The 19,903-nt window shown below is 70.0% G+C and carries 15 protein-coding genes and 2 pseudogenes; 13 read left to right on the top strand and 4 right to left on the bottom strand.

The features are described 5' to 3' along the window. Positions 1 to 187: 187 nt before the first annotated feature. Complete coding sequence (gene carB / locus JWR86_RS10425) at positions 188 to 3,649, top strand: carbamoyl-phosphate synthase large subunit (protein ID WP_299564684.1); 3,462 nt, start codon at positions 188 to 190, stop codon at positions 3,647 to 3,649. Positions 3,650 to 3,790: 141 nt separating this feature from the next. Here carB and JWR86_RS10430 read toward each other — a convergent pair whose 3' ends face one another. Then, a complete protein-coding gene (locus JWR86_RS10430) occupies positions 3,791 to 4,948 on the bottom strand; it encodes a CoA transferase (protein WP_299564687.1) in 1,158 nt (385 codons plus the stop codon). A gap of 265 nt (positions 4,949 to 5,213) precedes the next feature. Between JWR86_RS10430 and JWR86_RS10435 the strand changes: the two genes are divergently transcribed. The 11 genes and pseudogenes from JWR86_RS10435 to alaS all read left to right on the top strand — a co-directional run bounded on the left by JWR86_RS10435 (position 5,214) and on the right by alaS (position 16,672). Further along, positions 5,214 to 6,089: an STAS domain-containing protein gene (locus JWR86_RS10435; protein WP_299564690.1), complete on the top strand. Its 876-nt coding sequence runs from the start codon at positions 5,214 to 5,216 to the stop codon at positions 6,087 to 6,089. Between the two features lie 4 nt (positions 6,090 to 6,093). Beyond that, positions 6,094 to 6,495, top strand: coding sequence for an STAS domain-containing protein (locus tag JWR86_RS10440; RefSeq protein WP_299564693.1), 402 nt, complete (start codon positions 6,094 to 6,096; stop codon positions 6,493 to 6,495). Further along, positions 6,476 to 6,880 (top strand): anti-sigma regulatory factor, encoded by a 405-nt coding sequence (locus tag JWR86_RS10445; protein WP_299564696.1) that lies wholly within the window; start codon positions 6,476 to 6,478, stop codon positions 6,878 to 6,880. The genes JWR86_RS10440 and JWR86_RS10445 overlap by 20 nt, the downstream gene beginning before the upstream one ends. A gap of 2 nt (positions 6,881 to 6,882) precedes the next feature. Then, positions 6,883 to 7,884, top strand: coding sequence for an ATP-binding SpoIIE family protein phosphatase (locus tag JWR86_RS10450; protein WP_299564699.1), 1,002 nt, complete (start codon positions 6,883 to 6,885; stop codon positions 7,882 to 7,884). A gap of 17 nt (positions 7,885 to 7,901) precedes the next feature. After that, positions 7,902 to 8,261, top strand: a pseudogene (locus tag JWR86_RS10455) (ATP-binding protein); the annotation flags it as partial. A 372-nt stretch (positions 8,262 to 8,633) separates the two neighbouring features. After that, a pseudogene (locus JWR86_RS10460) lies at positions 8,634 to 9,779 on the top strand (ATP-binding protein); the annotation flags it as partial. Positions 9,780 to 9,848: 69 nt separating this feature from the next. Beyond that, a complete protein-coding gene (gene modA, locus JWR86_RS10465; protein ID WP_299564702.1) occupies positions 9,849 to 10,646 on the top strand; it encodes a molybdate ABC transporter substrate-binding protein in 798 nt (265 codons plus the stop codon). A gap of 1 nt (position 10,647) precedes the next feature. Then, a complete protein-coding gene (gene modB / locus JWR86_RS10470) occupies positions 10,648 to 11,343 on the top strand; it encodes a molybdate ABC transporter permease subunit (RefSeq protein WP_299564706.1) in 696 nt (231 codons plus the stop codon). Next, the gene (gene modC, locus JWR86_RS10475) at positions 11,340 to 12,491 is read left to right on the top strand and encodes a molybdenum ABC transporter ATP-binding protein (RefSeq protein WP_299564709.1); all 1,152 of its coding nucleotides are present in this window, start codon (positions 11,340 to 11,342) and stop codon (positions 12,489 to 12,491) included. The genes modB and modC overlap by 4 nt, the downstream gene beginning before the upstream one ends. A gap of 264 nt (positions 12,492 to 12,755) precedes the next feature. Continuing rightward, positions 12,756 to 13,838 carry a recombinase RecA gene (gene recA / locus JWR86_RS10480; protein WP_299564712.1) on the top strand — a complete coding sequence of 361 codons (1,083 nt, stop codon included), beginning with the start codon at positions 12,756 to 12,758 and terminating at the stop codon, positions 13,836 to 13,838. A 176-nt stretch (positions 13,839 to 14,014) separates the two neighbouring features. Then, positions 14,015 to 16,672, top strand: a complete 2,658-nt coding sequence (gene alaS / locus JWR86_RS10485; protein ID WP_299564716.1) for an alanine--tRNA ligase — start codon at positions 14,015 to 14,017, stop codon at positions 16,670 to 16,672. 10 nt (positions 16,673 to 16,682) lie between these two features. On the opposite strand, the gene JWR86_RS10490 is transcribed toward alaS, so the two are convergent. Next, complete coding sequence (locus tag JWR86_RS10490; RefSeq protein ID WP_299564719.1) at positions 16,683 to 16,829, bottom strand: hypothetical protein; 147 nt, start codon at positions 16,827 to 16,829, stop codon at positions 16,683 to 16,685. A gap of 165 nt (positions 16,830 to 16,994) precedes the next feature. Here JWR86_RS10490 and JWR86_RS10495 point away from each other — a divergent pair, with 165 nt between their 5' ends. Next, the gene (locus JWR86_RS10495; protein ID WP_299564722.1) at positions 16,995 to 17,987 is read left to right on the top strand and encodes a tripartite tricarboxylate transporter substrate binding protein; all 993 of its coding nucleotides are present in this window, start codon (positions 16,995 to 16,997) and stop codon (positions 17,985 to 17,987) included. Between the two features lie 12 nt (positions 17,988 to 17,999). On the opposite strand, the gene JWR86_RS10500 is transcribed toward JWR86_RS10495, so the two are convergent. Both JWR86_RS10500 and JWR86_RS10505 read right to left on the bottom strand, forming a co-directional pair. Next, positions 18,000 to 18,542: an MOSC domain-containing protein gene (locus tag JWR86_RS10500; RefSeq protein WP_299564725.1), complete on the bottom strand. Its 543-nt coding sequence runs from the start codon at positions 18,540 to 18,542 to the stop codon at positions 18,000 to 18,002. Positions 18,543 to 18,550: 8 nt separating this feature from the next. Then, the gene (locus JWR86_RS10505; protein ID WP_299564729.1) at positions 18,551 to 19,765 is read right to left on the bottom strand and encodes an NADP-dependent isocitrate dehydrogenase; all 1,215 of its coding nucleotides are present in this window, start codon (positions 19,763 to 19,765) and stop codon (positions 18,551 to 18,553) included. Positions 19,766 to 19,903 lie beyond the last annotated feature (138 nt).

Here is a 19,903-nt window from a genome sequence, read left to right on the forward strand (position 1 = left end):
AGCCGCCGTCCCGCCCGGTTCCGGCTGCGGCTTGGCGGTGCAGGGCGCCCCGCCGCGCTTCCCCCCGCGTCCCGCCCCTGCTACACGGCCCGCCTAGCCCGACCCTTGCCTGACCGACCGCCGCAGCGCGCGGGGGCGCGGTTGCGCGCAGCTCACGAGTCGCCCTGTCCCGGGGGCGCGAGGTCCCATGCCCAAACGCACCGACATCTCCACCATCCTGATCATCGGCGCCGGGCCGATCGTGATCGGGCAGGCCTGCGAGTTCGACTATTCCGGCACCCAGGCCTGCAAGGCGCTCCGGGCCGAGGGCTACCGCATCGTGCTGGTCAATTCGAACCCTGCCACGATCATGACCGACCCGGACCTCGCTGACGCCACCTATGTCGAGCCGATCACGCCCGAGATTGTCGCCAAGATCATCGAGAAGGAGCGTGGTGACCGCACCAAGGGCTTCGCCCTCCTGCCCACCATGGGCGGTCAGACGGCGCTCAACACCGCCCTGTCCTTGAAGAAGATGGGCGTGCTCGAGCGCTTCGAGGTCGAGATGATCGGCGCCGATGCGGAGGCAATCGACAAGGCGGAAGACCGGCAGCTCTTCCGCGAGGCGATGACCAAGATCGGGCTCGACACGCCAAAATCGCGCCTCGCCAACGCCTCGGCGCTGAAGACCGCCGACCGGGCGCGCCATCTCGCGGAGCGCGAGGCGGCCGGGAGCCCCGAGGCGGTGGCCGCCTTCGAGGCGGAGTGGAACCGGGGCGAGAACACGCGCCGCAAGCGCTACCAGGAATACGCGCTCGGCGAGGCCCTCAAGGCCCTGGCCGAGGTCGGGCTGCCGGCCATCATCCGGCCCTCCTTCACCATGGGCGGGACTGGCGGCGGCATCGCCTACAACCGGGCCGAGTTCCTGGACATCGTGGAGCGCGGGCTCGACGCCTCGCCGACCAACGAGGTCCTCATCGAGGAGAGCGTGCTCGGCTGGAAGGAATACGAGATGGAAGTGGTCCGCGACCGGGCGGACAATTGCATCATCGTCTGCTCCATCGAGAACGTGGACCCGATGGGGGTGCATACCGGTGATTCGATCACGGTGGCGCCGGCGCTGACGCTGACCGACAAGGAATACCAGATCATGCGCGACGCCTCGATCGCGGTGCTCCGCGAGATCGGCGTCGAGACGGGCGGCTCGAACGTGCAGTTCGCGGTGAATCCCGAGAACGGCCGCATGATCGTGATCGAGATGAACCCGCGCGTGTCGCGCTCGTCCGCGCTCGCCTCCAAGGCGACCGGGTTCCCGATCGCCAAGGTCGCGGCCCGGCTGGCGGTCGGCTACACGCTGGACGAAATCGAAAACGACATCACGGGCGGGGCGACGCCGGCCTCGTTCGAGCCGACCATCGACTACGTGGTCACCAAGATCCCGCGCTTCGCCTTCGAGAAGTTCCCGGGCGCCGAGCCGACGCTGACCACCGCCATGAAGTCGGTCGGCGAGGCCATGGCCATCGGCCGCACCTTTCCGGAATCCCTGCAAAAGGCGCTGCGCTCCCTCGAGACGGGGCTCGACGGGCTCGACGAGATCGAGATCGAGGGGCTCGGCCGCGGCGACGACCGCAACGCCGTCAAGGCCGCGCTCGGCACGGCCACCCCGGACCGGCTGCTCCAGGTCGCCCAGGCGCTGCGCATGGGCTGGAGCCACGAGGAGATCTACGAGAGCTGCCGCATCGACCGCTGGTTCATCGACCAGCTCCAGGGCATCGTCGATCTGGAGCGGCGCGTGAAGGCGCACGGCCTGCCGCAGACGCCGGGCGCGCTTCGGCAGCTCAAGGCGGCGGGCTTCTCCGACGCGCGGCTCGCCGTGCTGGCCGGCACCACCAAGCAGGAGGTGCGGGCGCTGCGTGACCGGCTCGACGTCAGGCCCGTGTTCAAGCGCATCGACACCTGCGCGGCCGAGTTCGCCTCGCCCACGCCCTACATGTACTCGACCTACGCGCCGCCTTTCGCCGGCGAACTCGCCGACGAGGCCGTTCCGAGCGACCGCAAGAAGGTGATGATCCTGGGCGGTGGGCCGAACCGCATCGGCCAGGGCATCGAATTCGACTATTGCTGCTGCCACGCCTGTTTCGCCCTGCGCGATGCCGGGTTCGAGACCATCATGGTCAACTGCAACCCGGAGACCGTGTCGACGGATTACGACACGTCGGACCGGCTCTATTTCGAGCCTTTGACCGAGGAGGATGTCCTCGAGGTCATCCGGGCCGAGCGGCGGGCCGGGACCCTGCACGGGGTCATCGTCCAGTTCGGCGGCCAGACGCCGCTGAAGCTCGCCGAAGCCCTGGAGCGCGAGGGCGTGCCGATCCTCGGCACGACCCCGGACGCCATCGACCTCGCGGAGGACCGGGACCGGTTCAAGCGCCTGCTGGACCGGCTCGGCCTGAAGCAGCCGATGAACGGCATCGCCTATTCGGTGGAGCAGGCCCGGCTCGTCGCCGCCCAGCTCGGCCTGCCCTTCGTGGTCAGGCCGTCCTACGTGCTGGGCGGGCGGGCCATGGCGATTATCCGCGACGAGGAGGGGCTTGCCGACTACCTCCTGGGCACGTTGCCCTCGCTCATCCCCAGCGACGTCAAGTCCCGCTACCCGAACGACAAGACCGGGCAGATCAACACGGTGCTGGGGCAGAACCCACTGCTGTTTGACCGCTACCTGTCGGACGCGATCGAGGTGGACGTGGACGCGCTGTGCGACCGCCGCGACGTGTTCGTGGCCGGGATCATGGAGCATATCGAGGAGGCCGGCATCCATTCCGGCGATTCGGCCTGCTCGCTGCCGCCGCGCTCCCTGTCGCCCGAACTCGTGGCCGAACTCGAGCGGCAGACCCGGGACCTCGCCCTCGCGCTCGAGGTCGGCGGCCTGATGAACGTCCAGTACGCGATCAAGGACGGGGCCATCTACGTGTTGGAGGTGAACCCGCGCGCCTCCCGGACGGTGCCCTTCGTGGCCAAGGTCATCGGCGAGCCGATCGCCAAGATCGCGGCCCGGATCATGGCCGGCGAGAGCCTGGCCTCGTTCGGCCTGGTCAAGAAGGAGCTGAAGCATATCGGCGTGAAGGAGGCGGTGTTCCCCTTCGCCCGCTTCCCGGGCGTGGACGTCCTGCTCGGGCCGGAGATGCGCTCCACGGGCGAGGTGATCGGGCTCGATCGGGATTTCGGCACGGCCTTCGCCAAGTCGCAGCTCGGCGGCGGCACCGACGTCCCGCGCGGCGGCACCGTCTTTGTCTCCGTGCGGGACGGGGACAAGGACCGCATCCTGCCCGCCATCCGGATGCTCAGCGGCGAGGGGTTCCGGATCGTCGCGACCCGCGGCACCCAGCGCTTCCTGGCCGAGCACGGCGTCGAGGCCGCCCGCATCAACAAGGTGCTGGAGGGCCGCCCGCACGTCGTCGACGCGATCAAGAACGGCGACATCCAGCTCGTCCTCAACACCACCGAAGGGGCGGGGGCGCTGTCGGATTCGCGCTCGCTCCGCCGCGCCGCGCTGCTCTCGAAGGTGCCGTATTACACGACGCTCGCCGGCGCCGTGGCGGCCGCGGAAGGCATCCGGGCCTACCGCTCGGGCGAACTCGAAGTGCGGCCGCTGCAGGATTACTTCAGCTAGGGGCGGCCGCCCGCCTCGCCGTCATGGCGGGTGGGCGAAGCAACCCAGGGGTCGGCCTGCGCCGCTCGGGGTTGCTTCGCTGCGCTCGCGAGACGGCTGCGGCGCTCCGCTCGCTCGCTCACCGTTGCGGGCGCAAAGCCGTCAGCCTGCCGCGTCGCGGGACGGGGCGTCGAGGTAGCGGGCGTTGTCCGCGCCGAGGGGCGGGCAGGCGGCCTTGGCCGGCCGCTCGCCATTCACCCTGAGCGGGGTGGACAGGACCTTGAGCGAACCGGCAGCCGGATGGTCGACGGCCGTGACCATGCCGGTCTCGGCCATGAAGGGGTTTTGGAAGGCCTCGTCGACGGCGTAGATCGGGGCCGCCGGGATGGCGCCGGCGAAGATCTCGAGCCAGGCATCCGTGGTCCGGGCCGACATTGCGGCGTCGAGTTCGCGGGTCATGAGGTCGCGATTGGCGCGCCGGGCGGCCTGACTGCACAGGCGCGGATCGGCCTTGAGCTCCGGGCGGCCGATGCGGTCGACCAGCACCTCCCAAAACTTGTCCTTCATGCACATCAGGTAGATCCAGCCGTCCGCCGTGCGGATCGACTGCACGGGCGACAGCGAGGCGTGTGCGCCCCGCGGCAGCCGGGTCGGCACCTCGCCGGTGTTCAGGTGCCAGGTCGCCGCATAGGCATGCTGGTGCGCGGCCACGTCGAATAGGTTGGTGTCGACATCGCAGCCGCGGCCGGTCGCCTTGGCCTGCAGCAGGCAGCTCAGGAGCCCGACCATCCCGGTGATGCCGGTCATGTAGTCGATCATGGACGCGCCGAGCCGGCAGGGCGGGCCGTCCGGCTCGCCCGTCATGCTCATGAGCCCGGTCTCGGCCTGGGCGAGAAAGTCGTAGCCCGGCCAGGCCCGGCGGGAATTGTCACGGCCATAGGCGGAGATGTGGAGGCAGACGATCGCCGGGTTGATCGGTGACAGGCTGGCGTAATCGAGCTTCAGCTTCTCGGGCAGGTCGCCCCGGAGGTTGTTCGCGACCGCGTCCGCCGTCCGGACCAGGGCCTCGAAGTCGCGCCGTCCTTCCGGCAGCGACAGGTCGAGCGCGACGCTGCGCTTGTTGGTGTTGAAGGACTGGAAATACTGGCTGTCGCCGGGCCCCAGCATGTGCGGCCCGACGGCCCGCGAGGCGTCCCCGCCGGAGCCGGGGTTCTCGATCTTGATCACCTCCGCACCGAGATCGGCCAGCATCATGGTCCCGTAGGGAGCGGCGCCGAAGCTCTCCAGGGTCAGGATGCGGATGTCTTGAAGCGGACGCACGGGCGACTCCCTGATGATCTCAGCCGCAGGCCGGACGCGCCGCCGGTCCCGAGCGAGGTCGCGATTGGCTGCTGGCGGCGGCTGCAGGCGAGTATGCGGCAGCGAACGGGACGGGCCAAGTGCGGCCCCTGGAGGGGCGGCGCTCAGGCTCCGCTTTGCTCCGGGCCCCGGTGCAGGTAAGCGGGTCACCTCCCGGTTGCCTATCGACCGCGCCCTGGCAGGGGTCTGGCTCGGGAGGCATGGTCGAGTTTGCAGGAATAGCCACATGGTGACAGACTCCAGCGATGCCCTCCTGAGCGTGCTGGCGAAGGAGGAGCCCCGCATCCTGAGGAGCTGGCTCGAGAGCCTGAACGCCGGCGACTCACCCCAGACCGGGCGCATTCGGGACGCGGAGCTGAGGACGCAGGCGCAGGCCATGCTGCAGCACCTGCGGGATGCCCTCGGATCCGGTGCCTCCGACGCGAAGAGCGAGGCGTTCGCGCCGCTGCGGGACATGCTGGGGGACATCTCGCGCTCCCGCGCCCTGCAGGGCTTCACACCGGCAGAGACCGCCCATTTCATCCTGGCCGCCAAGGACCCGATCGTCGAAGCCCTGAATGGGACGGGCGATCCCTCGCTTGCGGCCCGGGCGTGGCCCATCAGCCGGCTGCTCGACCAGCTGTCCCTCCACACCATGGAGGTGTTCCTGGCGAGCCGCGAGGAGGTGATCGGCCGTCAGGGGCAGGAGATCGCCGAGCTGTCGACCCCCGTGGTTCAGCTCTGGGACGGCATCCTGGCGCTGCCACTGATCGGCACCCTCGACAGCTCCAGGACCAGCGTTGTCATGGAGAACCTGCTGCAGGCCATCGTCGACGAGGAGGCGGAGATCGCCATCATCGACATCACGGGCGTGCCGACGGTCGACACCCTGGTGGCGCAGCACTTGCTGAAGACGATCGCCGCAGCCCGCCTGATGGGAGCCGATTGCATCGTGTCCGGCATCCGGCCGCAGATCGCCCAAACCATGGTCCATCTCGGGGTCGAGCTGAACGTGGTCTCGAAGGCCACGCTCGCGGACGCTTTCGCGCTCGCGCTCCGGCGCACCGGCCGGGCGGTGGTGCGGGCCAAGGCGCCCGCCCCGACCGGCGAAGATCGAACCTGACCCGATGGACCGGATCCCGATCCTCAAGCTCGGTGGCGCGCTGATCGTCACCATCCAGGTCGACATGCACGACCGGCTGGCTCTGGCCCTCGAGGAGGACCTCACGGCCAAGATCGCGTCCACGGGCGCCCGCGGCGTTCTGATCGACATCTCGGCCCTCGAGATCGTGGATTCGTTCATCGGCCGCATGCTGGACAACATCGCGGCGGTGTCGCGGGTGCTGGACGCCGACACCGTCGTGGTCGGAATGCGGCCCGCGGTGGCGATCACGCTGGTCGAACTTGGCCTCGAACTCACCGGCATCAAGACGGCCCTGAATATCGAGCGTGGCATGGCCCTGATCCGGTCCAGGTTGGACGAAAGCAAAGACGAGGCCCGGAGCGCGCGTGCCCGTCGCGAAGACTGACCGTCTCCCCATCCGGTCCGGAGAGGACGTCGTGCGGGTGCGCCAGACGGTGCGGACCCGCGCGATCGAGATCGGACTCAGCCTTGTCGATCAGACCAAGATCGTCACGGCGGCGAGCGAGCTCGCCCGCAACACGCTGGATTACGGCGGCGGCGGCGAGGCTCGGGTCGAGGTCGTCCATGAGGGCGCCCGCCGGGGTGTCCGGTTGACCTTCGAGGACCAGGGCCCGGGCATTCCGGACCTCGCCAAGGCGTTGGCGGACCATTTCACCACGGGCGGCGGACTCGGCCTTGGCCTTGGCGGGGCCAAGCGCCTGTCGAACGAGTTCCATATCGAATCGACGGTCGGTGTCGGAACGCGCGTGACCATCGCGCGCTGGAAATGACGATGATCTCCGTCCCGGTGACAGAAGCGAGCCAGGTGGCGGAGGCTCGTCGCCGGGCCACGGCCGTGGCGCAGCGGCTCGGCTTCGACGAGACGGCCCGCGGCCGGGTCGCCATCGTGGCGACCGAACTCGCCACCAACATCGTCAAATATGGCGCGGGCGGCGAGATCCTGCTCGACGCCTTCGAGGACGAGACCGGGGCCGGTGTGGAACTCCTGGCACTCGACAAGGGGGCCGGCCTCGCCAGTGTGGAGGCGGCGCTGCGGGACGGGCATTCCACGGGCGGCAGCGCCGGCACGGGCCTCGGATCCGTCAAGCGCCAGTCCTCCGCCTTCGACATCGCGTCCTGGCCGGGCAAGGGGCTCGCCGTGCTGGCCCGTGTCCAGGCGTCCCCGATCAAGGGAATGAGCCCGCCGCCGCGCTTCGGGGCGGTCGCCGTGCCCTTGCGGGGCGAGACCGTCTGCGGCGACGCGTATGCGACCCGGCGCGACGGCGACGGCGACGGCTGGACGGTGATGGTGGCCGACGGGCTCGGCCACGGGCCTCAGGCGGCGCAGGCCTCGCAGGAGGCCGTTCGGCTGTTCCAGGCTTGCCGGGAGCCCCGGCCGGCCGGCATCTTGAGCGCGATCCATGCCGGCCTGCGCCACACGCGCGGTGGGGCCGTTTCGGTTGCCCGCTACGAGCCTGAACGCGGCGTGCTGGTGTTTTCCGGGGTCGGCAACGTGGCGGGAGCCGTGCTGGCCCAGGGGGAGATCAGGCGCACCGTGTCCCTGGCCGGCACGGCCGGCCACGTGGTCCGCCGCATCCAGGACTTCGAGTATCCGTTTGCGCCCGGGGACCACTTGGTCATGTGCTCGGACGGGATCGGGACCAGCTGGGCGCTGGATCGCTATCCGGGCCTGACCGGCGCTCACCCGAGCCTCGTCGCGGGGGTGATCTACCGCGATTTCACGCGCGGGCGTGATGACGCGACGGTGCTGGTGGTCCGAGGAGCCGCTGCATGAAGTGGCCGATGGTCACCATGCCGGTCACTGTGGAGGACGACGTCGTGGCGGTCCGCCAGCGGGCCCGCCGGATCGCCGAGGAGCTGGGCTTCGGCGTCCAGGACCAGACCCGAATCGCGACAGCTCTCTCGGAGATCGCCCGCAACGCCTACGGCTATGCCGGCGGCGGCAAGGTGGAATTCGGCATCGACGAGGGAGGGGCCGGTCAGGAACTCGTCCTGCGGGTGTCCGACCAGGGCCCCGGCATCGCCGACATCCAGGCCATCGTGGACGGGCAGTACCGCTCCGCCACCGGGCTCGGGGCCGGCATCGCGGGCGCCCGCCGGCTCATGGACAGGTTCGACCTGCGCTCGGAGCTCGGCCGCGGCACCGCCGTGACCCTGGCCAAGCGCATTCCGGCCGGCAGTCCGGCGCTGACCGGCCCGAAGGTCGCGACGGTGGCCGAACGGGTCACCCGAAGCCGCGGCGACGAGCCCGGCGTCGTGCTGCGCGAGCAGAACCGGGAACTGCTTCGCAGCCTCGCCGAACTGGCGGAGCGCGAGGAGGAGGCACGGCGGCTGAACGGCGAACTGGCCGAGACGAATCGCGGCGTCGTGGCGCTCCATGCCGAGCTCGAGACCCAGGCGGCGCAGCTCCGGGACGCCGGCGCCACGCTCGAGCGCCAGGTCGCCGCACGAACCGCCGAACTTGCCGACGCGAACGAGCGCCTGCGCAAGGAGGCCGAAGAGCGCGCCCGCATGGAGGCCGACCTCCGCCAGATCCAGAAGATGGAGGCCGTCGGCGAGCTGACCGGCGGCATCGCCCATGATTTCAACAATCTCCTGACCGGGATCATGGGCCCTCTCGACCTGCTGCAGAGCCGTCTCCGCAAAGGCAGGACCGAGAATCTCGACCGCTACATCGACATGGCCATGGCCTCGGCCAACCGGGCCGCGGCGCTGACGCATCGGCTGCTCGCCTTTGCCCGCCGGCAGCCGCTCGACCCCCGGCCCACCGACGTGAACGCGCTGATCCACGGCATGTCCGACCTCCTGCGCCGGACCATCAGCGAGGCGATCGACCTCAGGATCGAGCCCGCAGACGACCTCTGGTTGACCTTGTGTGATCCGCACCAGCTCGAGAACGCGCTTCTCAACCTGGCCATCAACGCCCGGGATGCCATGCCGGACGGGGGGGCGCTCGTGATCCGGACCTGGAACGGCCGGCCGCCCGAAACCGGCTCCGACCTGCCGCCGGGTGCCGCCTCCCGGGATTACGTCTGCGTCCAGGTGGCCGATTCCGGCATCGGCATGCCGGCCGAGGTGATCGCGCGGGCCTTCGACCCGTTCTTCACCACCAAGCCGCTCGGCCAGGGAACCGGGCTCGGCCTGTCCATGATCTATGGGTTCGCCCGGCAATCCGAGGGGCACGCCCAGATCGAGAGCCAGGTCGGCCAGGGCACCTCCATCAGCCTGTATTTGCCCCGCTGCACGGGGCATCTGGTCGAGGAGACGGGCCGGGACGCTTCCGCCGAGATGCGGCGCGGTGACGGCGACACGGTGCTGGTCGTCGAGGATGAAAGCGTGGTGCGGGAGCTGGTGGTCGAGGCGCTGCACGACCTGGGCTATCGCGCCCTGCAGGCGACGGACGGGCCCTCGGGGCTGCGCGTCCTGCAAGGGGCGGAGAGGATCGACCTCCTGGTCACCGACGTCGGCCTCCCCGGGCTGAACGGGCGCCAGCTCGCCGATCACGCCCGGGTGACGCGCCCGGGCCTCAAGGTACTGTTCATCACCGGCTATGCCGAGACGGCGGCCGCCGCCTCCGGCTTCCTCGATCCCGGCATGGCGATGATAACCAAGCCCTTCAAGGTCGACGCGCTGATGTCCCGGATCCGGGGCATGATCGAGGAGAGCTGACTCGGCCGCAGGTGGACGCGGCTGGGCCGGCGTCGTATCTCGCGGACGACATCGGCGGGGCTTCTCTCCATGCGGGCGACTCGACGGGCCGGTCTCTTCGCCCTCCTGCTGCTCGGGTTCCTGCCCGGAACAGCCAGCCTCGCGGCCTCACCCGCCGGTCCGGTCGTGTTCGCTGCCGCGAGCCTGAAAACCGCACTCGACGAGATCGCCGCCGAGTGGGCGACATCCGGTCGGCCCGCGCCCAGGATCTCCTATGCGGCGTCCAACACGCTGGCGAAGCAGATCGAGGCGGGGGCGCCCGCCGATCTCGTCTTCACCGCCGATCTCGACTGGATGGATTACCTCGAGGGCAAGGCGCTGATCCGACCCGGCACCCGCGTCAGCCTGCTGGGCAATGCCATCGTCGTCATCGCGCCGAAGGATTCGGCCGTGACGCTCGCCATGGGGCCAGGCCTGAACCTCGCGGCAGCCCTCGGGTCGGGCCGGCTGGCGATGGGCCATGTCGAGGCCGTGCCGGCCGGCAAATACGGCAAGGCCGCGCTCGAGAAGCTCGGCGCCTGGGACGCGGTGAAGGGCAGGATCGCCCAGGCCGAGAGCGTCCGGGCGGCGCTGCTGCTGGTGTCCCGTGGCGAGGCGCCGCTCGGCATTGTCTATGCCACGGACGCGCGGGCGGATCCCAACGTCCGGGTCGTCGCGACCTTCCCGGCCGGCAGCCATCCGGCTATCGTCTACCCGGCCGCCCTGGCGGCGGGCTCCACCCATTCCGACGCGGCCGCGTTTTTGGCCCATCTCGGCGGCCCGGCCGCGACGGCCGCCTTCGCGCGCCACGGCTTCACGGCGACCGGCCGGCCGGCACCCCGCTCCTGACATGCTGGACTGGCTCCGTCCGGAGGAGTGGACGGCGCTGCGGCTGAGCCTGCTCGTGGCCAGCGTCGCGACGCTGGCCAGCCTGCCGCTCGGCCTTGCCGTCGCCTACCTGCTCGCGCGGGGCCGCTTTTGGGGCAAGTCGGCGCTCGACACGCTGGTGCACCTGCCGCTGATCCTGCCGCCCGTCGTGACCGGATACCTGCTTCTGCTCGGCTTCGGCCGGCGCGGCCCGATCGGCGCGTTCCTGCATGACCATTTCGGGATCGTGCTGTCGTTTCGCTGGACAGGCGCGGCGCTGGCCGGCGCCGTGATGGGTTTCCCGCTGCTGGTGCGGGCGATCCGGCTGTCGCTCGAGGCCGTGGACGGCAAGCTGGAGGAGGCGGCCGGCACGCTCGGCGCCAACCGGGCTTGGGTCGCGCTTGTGGTGACGCTGCCCCTGATCCTGCCGGGCGTGATCGCCGGCTCGATCCTGTGCTTCGCAAAGGCCATGGGCGAGTTCGGCGCCACGATCACCTTCGTGTCGAACATCCCGGGCGAGACCCAGACCCTGCCGACGGCCATCTATACCTTCACCCAGATCCCGGGCGGGGAGGCGGGCGCCATGCGGCTGACGCTTGTGTCGGTCGCCGTGTCCATGGCGGCCCTGGTCGCGTCGGAACTGATGGCCCGCGCGGCGGCGCGGCGGCTTGCGGCGTGACCGGCGCCCTCTCCGTTGCGGTCGAGCATGCGCAGGGCGATTTCCACCTCTCCGCCTCCTTCAGCGCCCCGGCCGGCGTCACCGCCCTGTTCGGCCGCTCGGGATCGGGCAAGACGACGCTGGTGAATGTGATCGGCGGCCTCCTGCGGCCGCGGAGCGGGCGGGTCGTGCTCGGCAACGCGACCCTGCTCGACACGGAACGCGGCATCTTCGTGCCGCCGCACCGGCGCCGCATCGGCTACGTGTTCCAGGAGGCGCGGCTGTTTCCACACCTCTCGGTTCGGCAGAACCTCGCCTTCGGGCGCTGGTTCGCGCCCCGGCACGAAGGCGGGCTTGCGACCGAAGCCGTGGTGGCGCTTCTCGGCCTCGCACCGCTGCTCGGTCGCCGGCCCGGCGGCCTGTCCGGCGGGGAGCGGCAGCGTGTCGCGATCGGACGGGCGCTTCTGGCCAAGCCGCGCCTGCTGCTGATGGACGAGCCGCTCGCCTCTCTGGACGAGACCCGAAAGGCCGAGATCCTGCCCTTCATCGAGCGGCTGCGCGACGAGGCCGGCATTCCGATCGTCTACGTCTCCCATTCCGTGCCGGAGGTGGCCCGGCTCGCCGACACGCTGGTGGTGCTCGAAGGCGGCCGGCTGGTGGCGGCCGGCGAGGCCGCCGAGATGCTGGGCCGCCTCGACGTGGCGCCGCTCGGGCTGTCGCGCGACGCGGGGGCGGTGCTGCCGGGCCGAATCGTCGGCCATGACGCGGGCTACGGGCTCACCACGGTGGCGACCCCAGCCGGCCCCCTGCACCTTCCGCGGGTGGCTCTGCCGGAGGGGGCCACCGTGCGAATCCAGGTGCTGGCGCGGGACGTCATGCTGAGCCTGCGGCGCCCGGAGGGCCTCAGCGCCCTCAATGTTCTCGAAGCCCGCGTGGCGGAGATCATGCCGGACGGACGGGAGGGCGGGGCCGCCACCGACATCCGCCTTCGCTGCGGCGGCGCCGCGCTGGTGGCCCGCATCACCCGCAAGTCGCGCGACGGGCTCGGCCTCCAGGTCGGAGACGCCGTGTTCGCCGTGGTGAAGACGGTCGCCTTCGAGGCCGCTCCGGAGAGCCATGGGCCATCCGAGGGCGAGCCGGCCGGACTTCGTCCGGCCTGGCGAGCTTGAGGCGGGCGAGGCGCCGAGGCGTGACGACCGGCTCGGCGACGGCGCGGTCCACCTCCGCGATCAGGAGCCAGGCGCCGGTCGGAGAGCCTCGTTTGGCCCGGAGACCACGCCCCCCGCTCACGAGCCCGGACCGCCGGATCTTTGGCCCCGCCAACCCTGCCGGCTCGGCGTGCAAACCTGTTGCGCATGAGAACAAAACGTGTACATTGGCGCGGTTCGGCTCGTTGAGTTCGACTCCACCCGCTGCCATAAGGACCCGCGCGCATGTCCTCCGCCCTGCGTCTGATTGAAAGCCCATCCATGGACAAGACCAAGGCGCTGGATGCGGCGCTGTCACAGATCGAGCGTGCGTTCGGCAAGGGCTCGATCATGCGGCTCGGCAAGAACGACAAGATCGCCGAGGTGGAATCGATCTCCACCGGATCGCTCGGGCTGGACATCGCTCTTGGGGTCGGCGGCCTGCCGCGCGGACGGGTGATCGAGATCTACGGGCCGGAAAGCTCGGGCAAGACCACGCTCGCCCTGCACACGGTGGCAGAGGCGCAGAAGAAGGGCGGCGTCTGCGCCTTCGTGGATGCCGAGCACGCGCTCGACCCGGTTTATGCCCGCAAGCTCGGCGTGAAGCTCGACGACCTCCTGATCTCACAGCCCGATACGGGTGAGCAGGCGCTCGAGATCTGCGACACGCTGGTGCGGTCGGGCGCGATCGACGTCCTCGTGGTCGATTCGGTGGCGGCGCTGACGCCGCGCGCCGAGATCGAGGGCGAGATGGGCGACGTGCAGCCGGGATCCCAGGCCCGCCTGATGAGCCAGGCCCTGCGCAAGCTCACCGCCTCGATTTCGAAGTCGAAATCCATGGTGATCTTCATCAACCAGATCCGGATGAAGATCGGCGTCATGTACGGCTCGCCCGAGACCACGACGGGCGGCAACGCGCTGAAGTTTTACGCCTCCGTCCGGCTCGACATTCGGCGCATCTCGACCCTGAAGGACCGGGACGAGGCGATCGGCAACTCGGTCCGGGTCAAGGTCGTCAAGAACAAGGTGGCGCCGCCTTTCAAGCAGGTGGAATTCGACATCATGTTCGGGGAAGGCATCTCCAAGGTCGGCGAGCTGGTCGATCTCGGCGTCAAGGCCGGGATCGTCGAGAAATCCGGGGCCTGGTTCTCCTTCGACAGCCAGCGGCTGGGGCAGGGGCGCGAGAACGCGAAGGCGCTGCTGCGGGACAACCCGAGCATGGCCAATCGCATCGAAGCGGCCATCCGGCAAAATGCCGGGCTCCTGGCCGACCGCATCCTCGACACCGCCACCCCGACCGACGACGACCTCGACGAGGGCGCGCCGTAGCGCGCGGCCTTTTCCGGAGGCGCTCGCCGCCCTCGGCCAGGCCGCAACGGCGCCTCCCCGTCGGGGCTCCCGGAGCCGGCCGGGACGGTTCCCTCGACATCCCCCTGACCCGCCCCTAGAAGCGGGCCGGGAGCCGCCGGGGGCCGGCGGCCGCGTCTGCACGGGTCCATCCACCGATGAGTGGCGTCAACGAGATCAGGTCGGCCTTTCTCGATTATTTCGCGAAGCACGGCCACGAGGCGGTGGCGTCCTCGCCGCTGGTCCCGCGCAACGACCCGACATTGATGTTCACCAATGCCGGGATGGTGCAGTTCAAGAACGTCTTCACCGGCGTCGAGAAACGACCCTATTCCCGGGCTACCACCTCCCAGAAATGCGTGCGGGCCGGTGGCAAGCACAACGATCTCGATAATGTCGGCTACACGGCCCGGCATCACACCTTCTTCGAGATGCTGGGAAATTTCTCCTTCGGAGACTATTTCAAGGAGCAGGCGATCGAGCTCGCCTGGAACCTGATCACCCGCGAGTTCGGGCTGAGCAAGGACCGGCTCCTGGTCACGGTCTACGCCGACGACGACGAGGCGGCCTCCCTGTGGCGCCGCATCGCCGGCTTCTCCGACGACCGCATCATCCGCATCGGCACCTCCGACAATTTCTGGCAGATGGGCGACACGGGTCCGTGCGGACCCTGTTCGGAGATCTTCATCGACCAGGGCCCTGCCTTGCAGGGCGGACCGCCCGGCTCCCCGGACGAGGACGGCGATCGCTTCCTCGAGTTCTGGAACCTCGTCTTCATGCAGTACGAGCAGATCGAGCCCGGCACGCGCGTCGCGCTGCCGCGCCCCTCGATCGACACCGGCATGGGCCTGGAGCGCATGTCCGCGATCCTCCAGGGCGTCCATTCGAATTACGACACGGACCTCTTTCGCACCCTGATCGACGCGGTCTCGCATGCGATCGGCCGCGGTCCCGATGCCGCCACCCGGGCCTCCTACCGCGTCATCGCGGATCACCTGCGCGCCTCGTCGTTCCTGGTGGCGGACGGGGTGCTCCCGTCCAACGAGGGCCGCGGCTACGTTCTGCGGCGGATCATGCGGCGAGCCATGCGGCATGGCGAGCTGCTCGGCGCCCGCGAGCCGATCATGTGGCGGCTCGTTCCGGCGCTGGTGCGGGAAATGGGCCAGGCCTATCCGGAGCTCGTGCGGGCCGAGGCGCTGATCGTGGAAACCCTGCGCCTCGAGGAGACGCGGTTTCGGCGCACGCTGGAGCGCGGGCTGGCCATTCTCGAGGAGGAGAGCGCCGGGCTCGCGCGCGGGCAGTCCCTCGCCGGCGAGACCGCCTTCACCCTCTACGACACCTATGGCTTTCCGCTCGATCTGACGCAGGACGCGTTGAAGGCGCGCGGCGTCACCGTGGACACCGACGGTTTCCGGCAGGCCATGGAAAAGCAGCGCGAGCGCGCCCGGGCGGCCTGGGCCGGCTCCGGCGAGGCCGCGACGGACGCGGTCTGGTACGGCCTGCGCGAGCGGGTCGGCGCGACCGAATTCCTGGGCTACGACACGGAGCGGGCGGAGGGCGTCGTCACGGCCCTGGTCAGGGGCGGGCAGGAGGTCGAGGGGCTCGGGGCCGGCGAGAGCGGGCTCGTGGTCCTCAACCAGACCCCGTTCTACGGCGAGTCGGGCGGGCAGGTCGGCGACACCGGGCTGCTGATCGGGCCGGGGCTGCGGGCCCGCGTCACCGACACCGAGAAGAAGCTTGGCGACGTGTTCGTCCACCATGTCACGGTGGAGGAGGGCCGCGTCGCGGTTGGGGCGGCGCTCGAACTCGTCGTCGCGACCGAGCGCCGGGCCGGCATTCGGGGCCACCATTCCGCGACCCACCTTCTGCACGAGGCGCTGCGGCGCGTGCTCGGCGACCACGTGGCGCAGAAGGGGTCTCTGGTCGCACCCGACCGGCTCCGCTTCGATTTCAGCCACCCGAAGCCGATGAGCCCCGCCGAGATCGCCGCCGTCGAGGACATCGCCAACCGCCTCGTGCTCCAGAACGAGCCCGTGACCACGCGGCTGATGGCGGTCGACGATGCCGTCGCGTCCGGCGCACGGGCGCTGTTTGGCGAGAAATACGGGGACGAAGTCAGGGTCGTGTCCATGGGCACGGATCGGGAGGCGGAGGGCCGGGTGTTCTCCGTCGAACTCTGCGGCGGCACCCATGTGGCCCGCACCGGGGATATCGGCGTTGTGGCCATTCTGTCCGAGAGCGCGGTGGCGGCGGGTGTCCGCCGGCTCGAGGCGTTGACCGGGGAGAGCGCGCGCCGCCATCTCGCCGGTGAGAGCCGCGCCCTCCGGGACGTCGCCGGACTGCTCAAGGCGCCGGTGGCCGAGGTCGGCGAGCGGCTGTCCGGGCTGATCGAGGAGCGTCGGCGCCTGGAGCGTGACCTCGCGGACGCGCGCCGCAAGCTCGCCATGGCGGGCCCCGGCACGGCGGGCGGGGACGAGATCCGCACCGTCTCGGGCGTGAACTACCTGGCTCGCGTTCTGCGCGACGTGCCGGCCCGGGATCTCAAGCCGCTGGTCGACGAGGCGAAGAAGCGCGTCGGCTCGGGCGTGGTCGCCTTCGTCACCGTCGACAAGGAGGAGCGGGCGAGCCTCATCGTCGGGGTCACGGCCGATCAGGTCGCGGCCAACAACGCGGTCGACCTCGTCCGGGCTGGCGCGGCGGCGCTCGGCGGCAAGGGCGGCGGCGGACGGCCGGACATGGCCCAGGCCGGCGGGCCCGACGGCGCCAAGGCGGAAGCCGCGCTCGAAGCCGTCGGGGCGGCGCTCCGGGCGGCTTGAGGCCACCTGGTCAGGCGGTCGGGCGGGACCCGTCCCGTTCGGCGATGTCGCGCAGCAGCGCTTCGATCTGAATTCGCCGAGCGACCCGCTGGCGGGCCAGCTCGGACACGGTCGCGCCCCGCGGGGCGAGGCCGAAGAGGAACCTGAGCAGCAACATGGGAGAGACCTCCTCTCCCGCCAACCTGGGCAGATTCGTGCCCCCGCGGCGTGCTCGGCCGCACCTCGCTGCCCGCCCTTGGTCGCAGACGCGCACGGATCGTCAAGCTTCCCCGGCTGTGCCAAGATCCTCCCAAGAAGACGGCAAGTCGAGGGAGGTAGACCAATGCGCCCCGTGGGCAGACGCTCGTTCATCTGGCGCGCCGGAGCTTCGGCGCTGCTCGCCGGCACAGGGCTCCCCTTGGCCCTGCCGGCCGGGGCTCAGGGGAAGTGGCCCGAGCGGCCGGTGCGCCTGGTGGTTCCGCTTGCGCCGGGCGGCGCGATCGATTTCGTGGCGCGGCAATGCGGGGAGGTGATGACGCGCCAGCTCGGCCAGCAGGTGATCGTCGAGAACCGCACCGGCGCGGGCGGCACGATCGGCATGGATTCAGCGCTGCGGAGCGACCCGGACGGCTACACGATCCTGATCGCCAACGACAACGCCGCCAGCGCCCCGCACATTCTCAAGCTCCCGCACGACTACACCAAGGTGCTGCTGCCGGTGATCGACATCGGCCATCAGCCACTCGTGCTCGGAGTGCATCCCTCGCTCGGCGTCGGCTCCCTCCAGGAATACGTCGCCCATGCCAAGGCGAATCCCGGCGTCGGCTTTGCATCCAGCGGGGTCGGCTCCAATCAGCACGTCCTCGGGGGCTGGCTCGCCAAGGAGACCGGCATCCGGCTGGAGCACGTCCCTTACCGGGGGGCGGGCCAGGCCGTGAACGACCTGGTGGCCGGGCACGTCAAGTCGGCGCTGCTCGGGCCGACGGCGCTGATTCCGCACCACCTCTCGGGCAGCATCAAGATCATCGCCCAATCGGGCAGCCGACGCGCGCCGACGCTGCCGGATATCCCGACTTTCGAGGATGCCGGCTACAAGGGCCTTGTGCTGGACGTTTGGTACGCGGCGTTCGCCCCGCCCGGCACGCCGCCCGAGCTCATCAAGACCATGAACGCCGCCTTCGCCCGCTCGCTCGATGATCCGAGGCTCCGGGACGCGTTCGCGAAGGGCATCGTGGAGCCGATCGGCGGCACCCCCGAACAACTGGGCGAGCTCGCGCGCGCGGATTCGGCCAAATACGAGCGGCTGGTGCGGGATCTCGGCATCAAGCCGAGCTGACGCGGCGGCGCGTCAAACCACCTCGAGCGGGCGCGGCGCGCCGGCCGGAAGCTCGATCGTGATCGCGTCGCCCGGGGCGACGTCGCCGCCGGCGATCACGATGCTCATCACGCCGGTCTTGCGGATCAGGCTGCCGTCCGGAGCCCGGCCCAGCACGGCCTGCATCAGGCCGGGCCTGAACTGATCGATCTGGATGCAGGGATTGCGAAGCCCCGTCACCTCGACCACGGCCTCCCGGCCGAGCCGCAGCCGGGCTCCGGTCGGCAAGCCGAGCAGGTCGATCCCCTGCGTGGTGATGTTCTCGCCAAGGTCGCCCGGCCCGATCGGGTAGCCCTGCCCGGCCAGTTCGGCGAAGAGCTCGGCCGCGATCAGGTGCACCTGCCGCAGATTGGGCTGGGTCGGGTCGCGGGCGACGCGCGAGCGGTGCTTCACCGTCTCGCCCGCATGGGCGTCTCCGAGGATGCCCAACCCGGCCACGAGCCGGACCGAGAGCTGCCTCGGCTTCGAGAAGCGGTGGCCTCGGGCGGCCGAGACGGAAAGGACCTCGGCCGCCATCGCGGGGCTCAGACCTTCATGGCCGCCTTCAGGTTCTCGTCCACCTTGTCCAGGAAGCCGGTGGTGGAGAGCCACTTCTGGTCGGCGCCGACCAGCAGCGCCAAGTCCTTGGTCATGTAGCCGGCCTCGACCGTGTCGACGCAGACCGTCTCGAGGGTGGTGGCGAACTTGGCGAGCTGCGCGTTGCCGTCGAGCTTGGCGCGGTGCGAGAGACCCCGCGTCCAGGCGAAGATCGAGGCGATGGAGTTGGTCGACGTCTCCTTGCCCTTCTGGTGCTCGCGGTAGTGCCGGGTCACGGTGCCGTGCGCCGCCTCGGCCTCGACGGTCTGGCCGTCCGGGGTCAGGAGCACGGACGTCATCAGCCCGAGGGAGCCGAAGCCCTGCGCCACGGTGTCGGACTGAACGTCGCCGTCGTAGTTCTTGCAAGCCCAGACATAGCCGCCGGACCACTTGAGGGCCGAGGCCACCATGTCGTCGATCAGGCGGTGCTCGTAGGTGATGCCAAGCGAGGCGAACTTGGACTTGAATTCGGCCTCGTACACCTCCTGGAAGATGTCCTTGAAGCGGCCGTCATAGACCTTGAGGATGGTGTTCTTGGTCGACAGGTAGACCGGGAACTTGCGGGCCAGGCCGTAATTCAGCGAGGCGCGGGCAAAGTCGCGGATCGAGTCGTCGAGGTTGTACATCGCCATGGCGACGCCGGCGCCCGGGAACTTGAACACCTCCTTCTCGATCACCTGGCCGTCCTCGCCCTCGAACTTGATCGAGAGGCGGCCCTTGCCGGGCACCTTGAAATCGGTCGCCCGGTACTGGTCGCCATAGGCGTGGCGGCCGACCACGATCGGCTGCGTCCAGCCCGGCACGAGGCGGGGCACGTTCTTGCAGATGATCGGCTCGCGGAAGATGACGCCGCCCAGGATGTTGCGGATGGTGCCGTTCGGCGACTTCCACATCTCCTTGAGCTTGAACTCCTCGACCCGCTGCTCGTCCGGCGTGATGGTGGCGCATTTCACGCCGACGCCGTGGCGCTTGATCGCCTCGGCCGCATCCACCGTCACCTTGTCGTTGGTGGCGTCGCGATGCTCGACGCCGAGGTCGTAATACTCCAGGTCGATGTCGAGATACGGGTGGATCAGCTTGTCCTTGATGACCTGCCAGATGATCCGGGTCATCTCGTCGCCGTCCAGCTCGACGACCGGGTTCGCCACCTTGATCTTCGCCATCTCTTGTCCTTCCGGGGCCTGCCGGCCCGAGCTTGGGGTCGCCGGCTGGACCGGCTGCAATCGCCCCGCCGCATAGTGCATAAAGGGCGCCGCCGGAAGGCCAAGCCGACCGTCCCGGGCCCGAGCAGGACCGGACCC

This window comes from Enterovirga sp. (assembly GCF_028290205.1).
Classification (GTDB): Bacteria; Pseudomonadota; Alphaproteobacteria; order Rhizobiales; family Beijerinckiaceae; genus Enterovirga.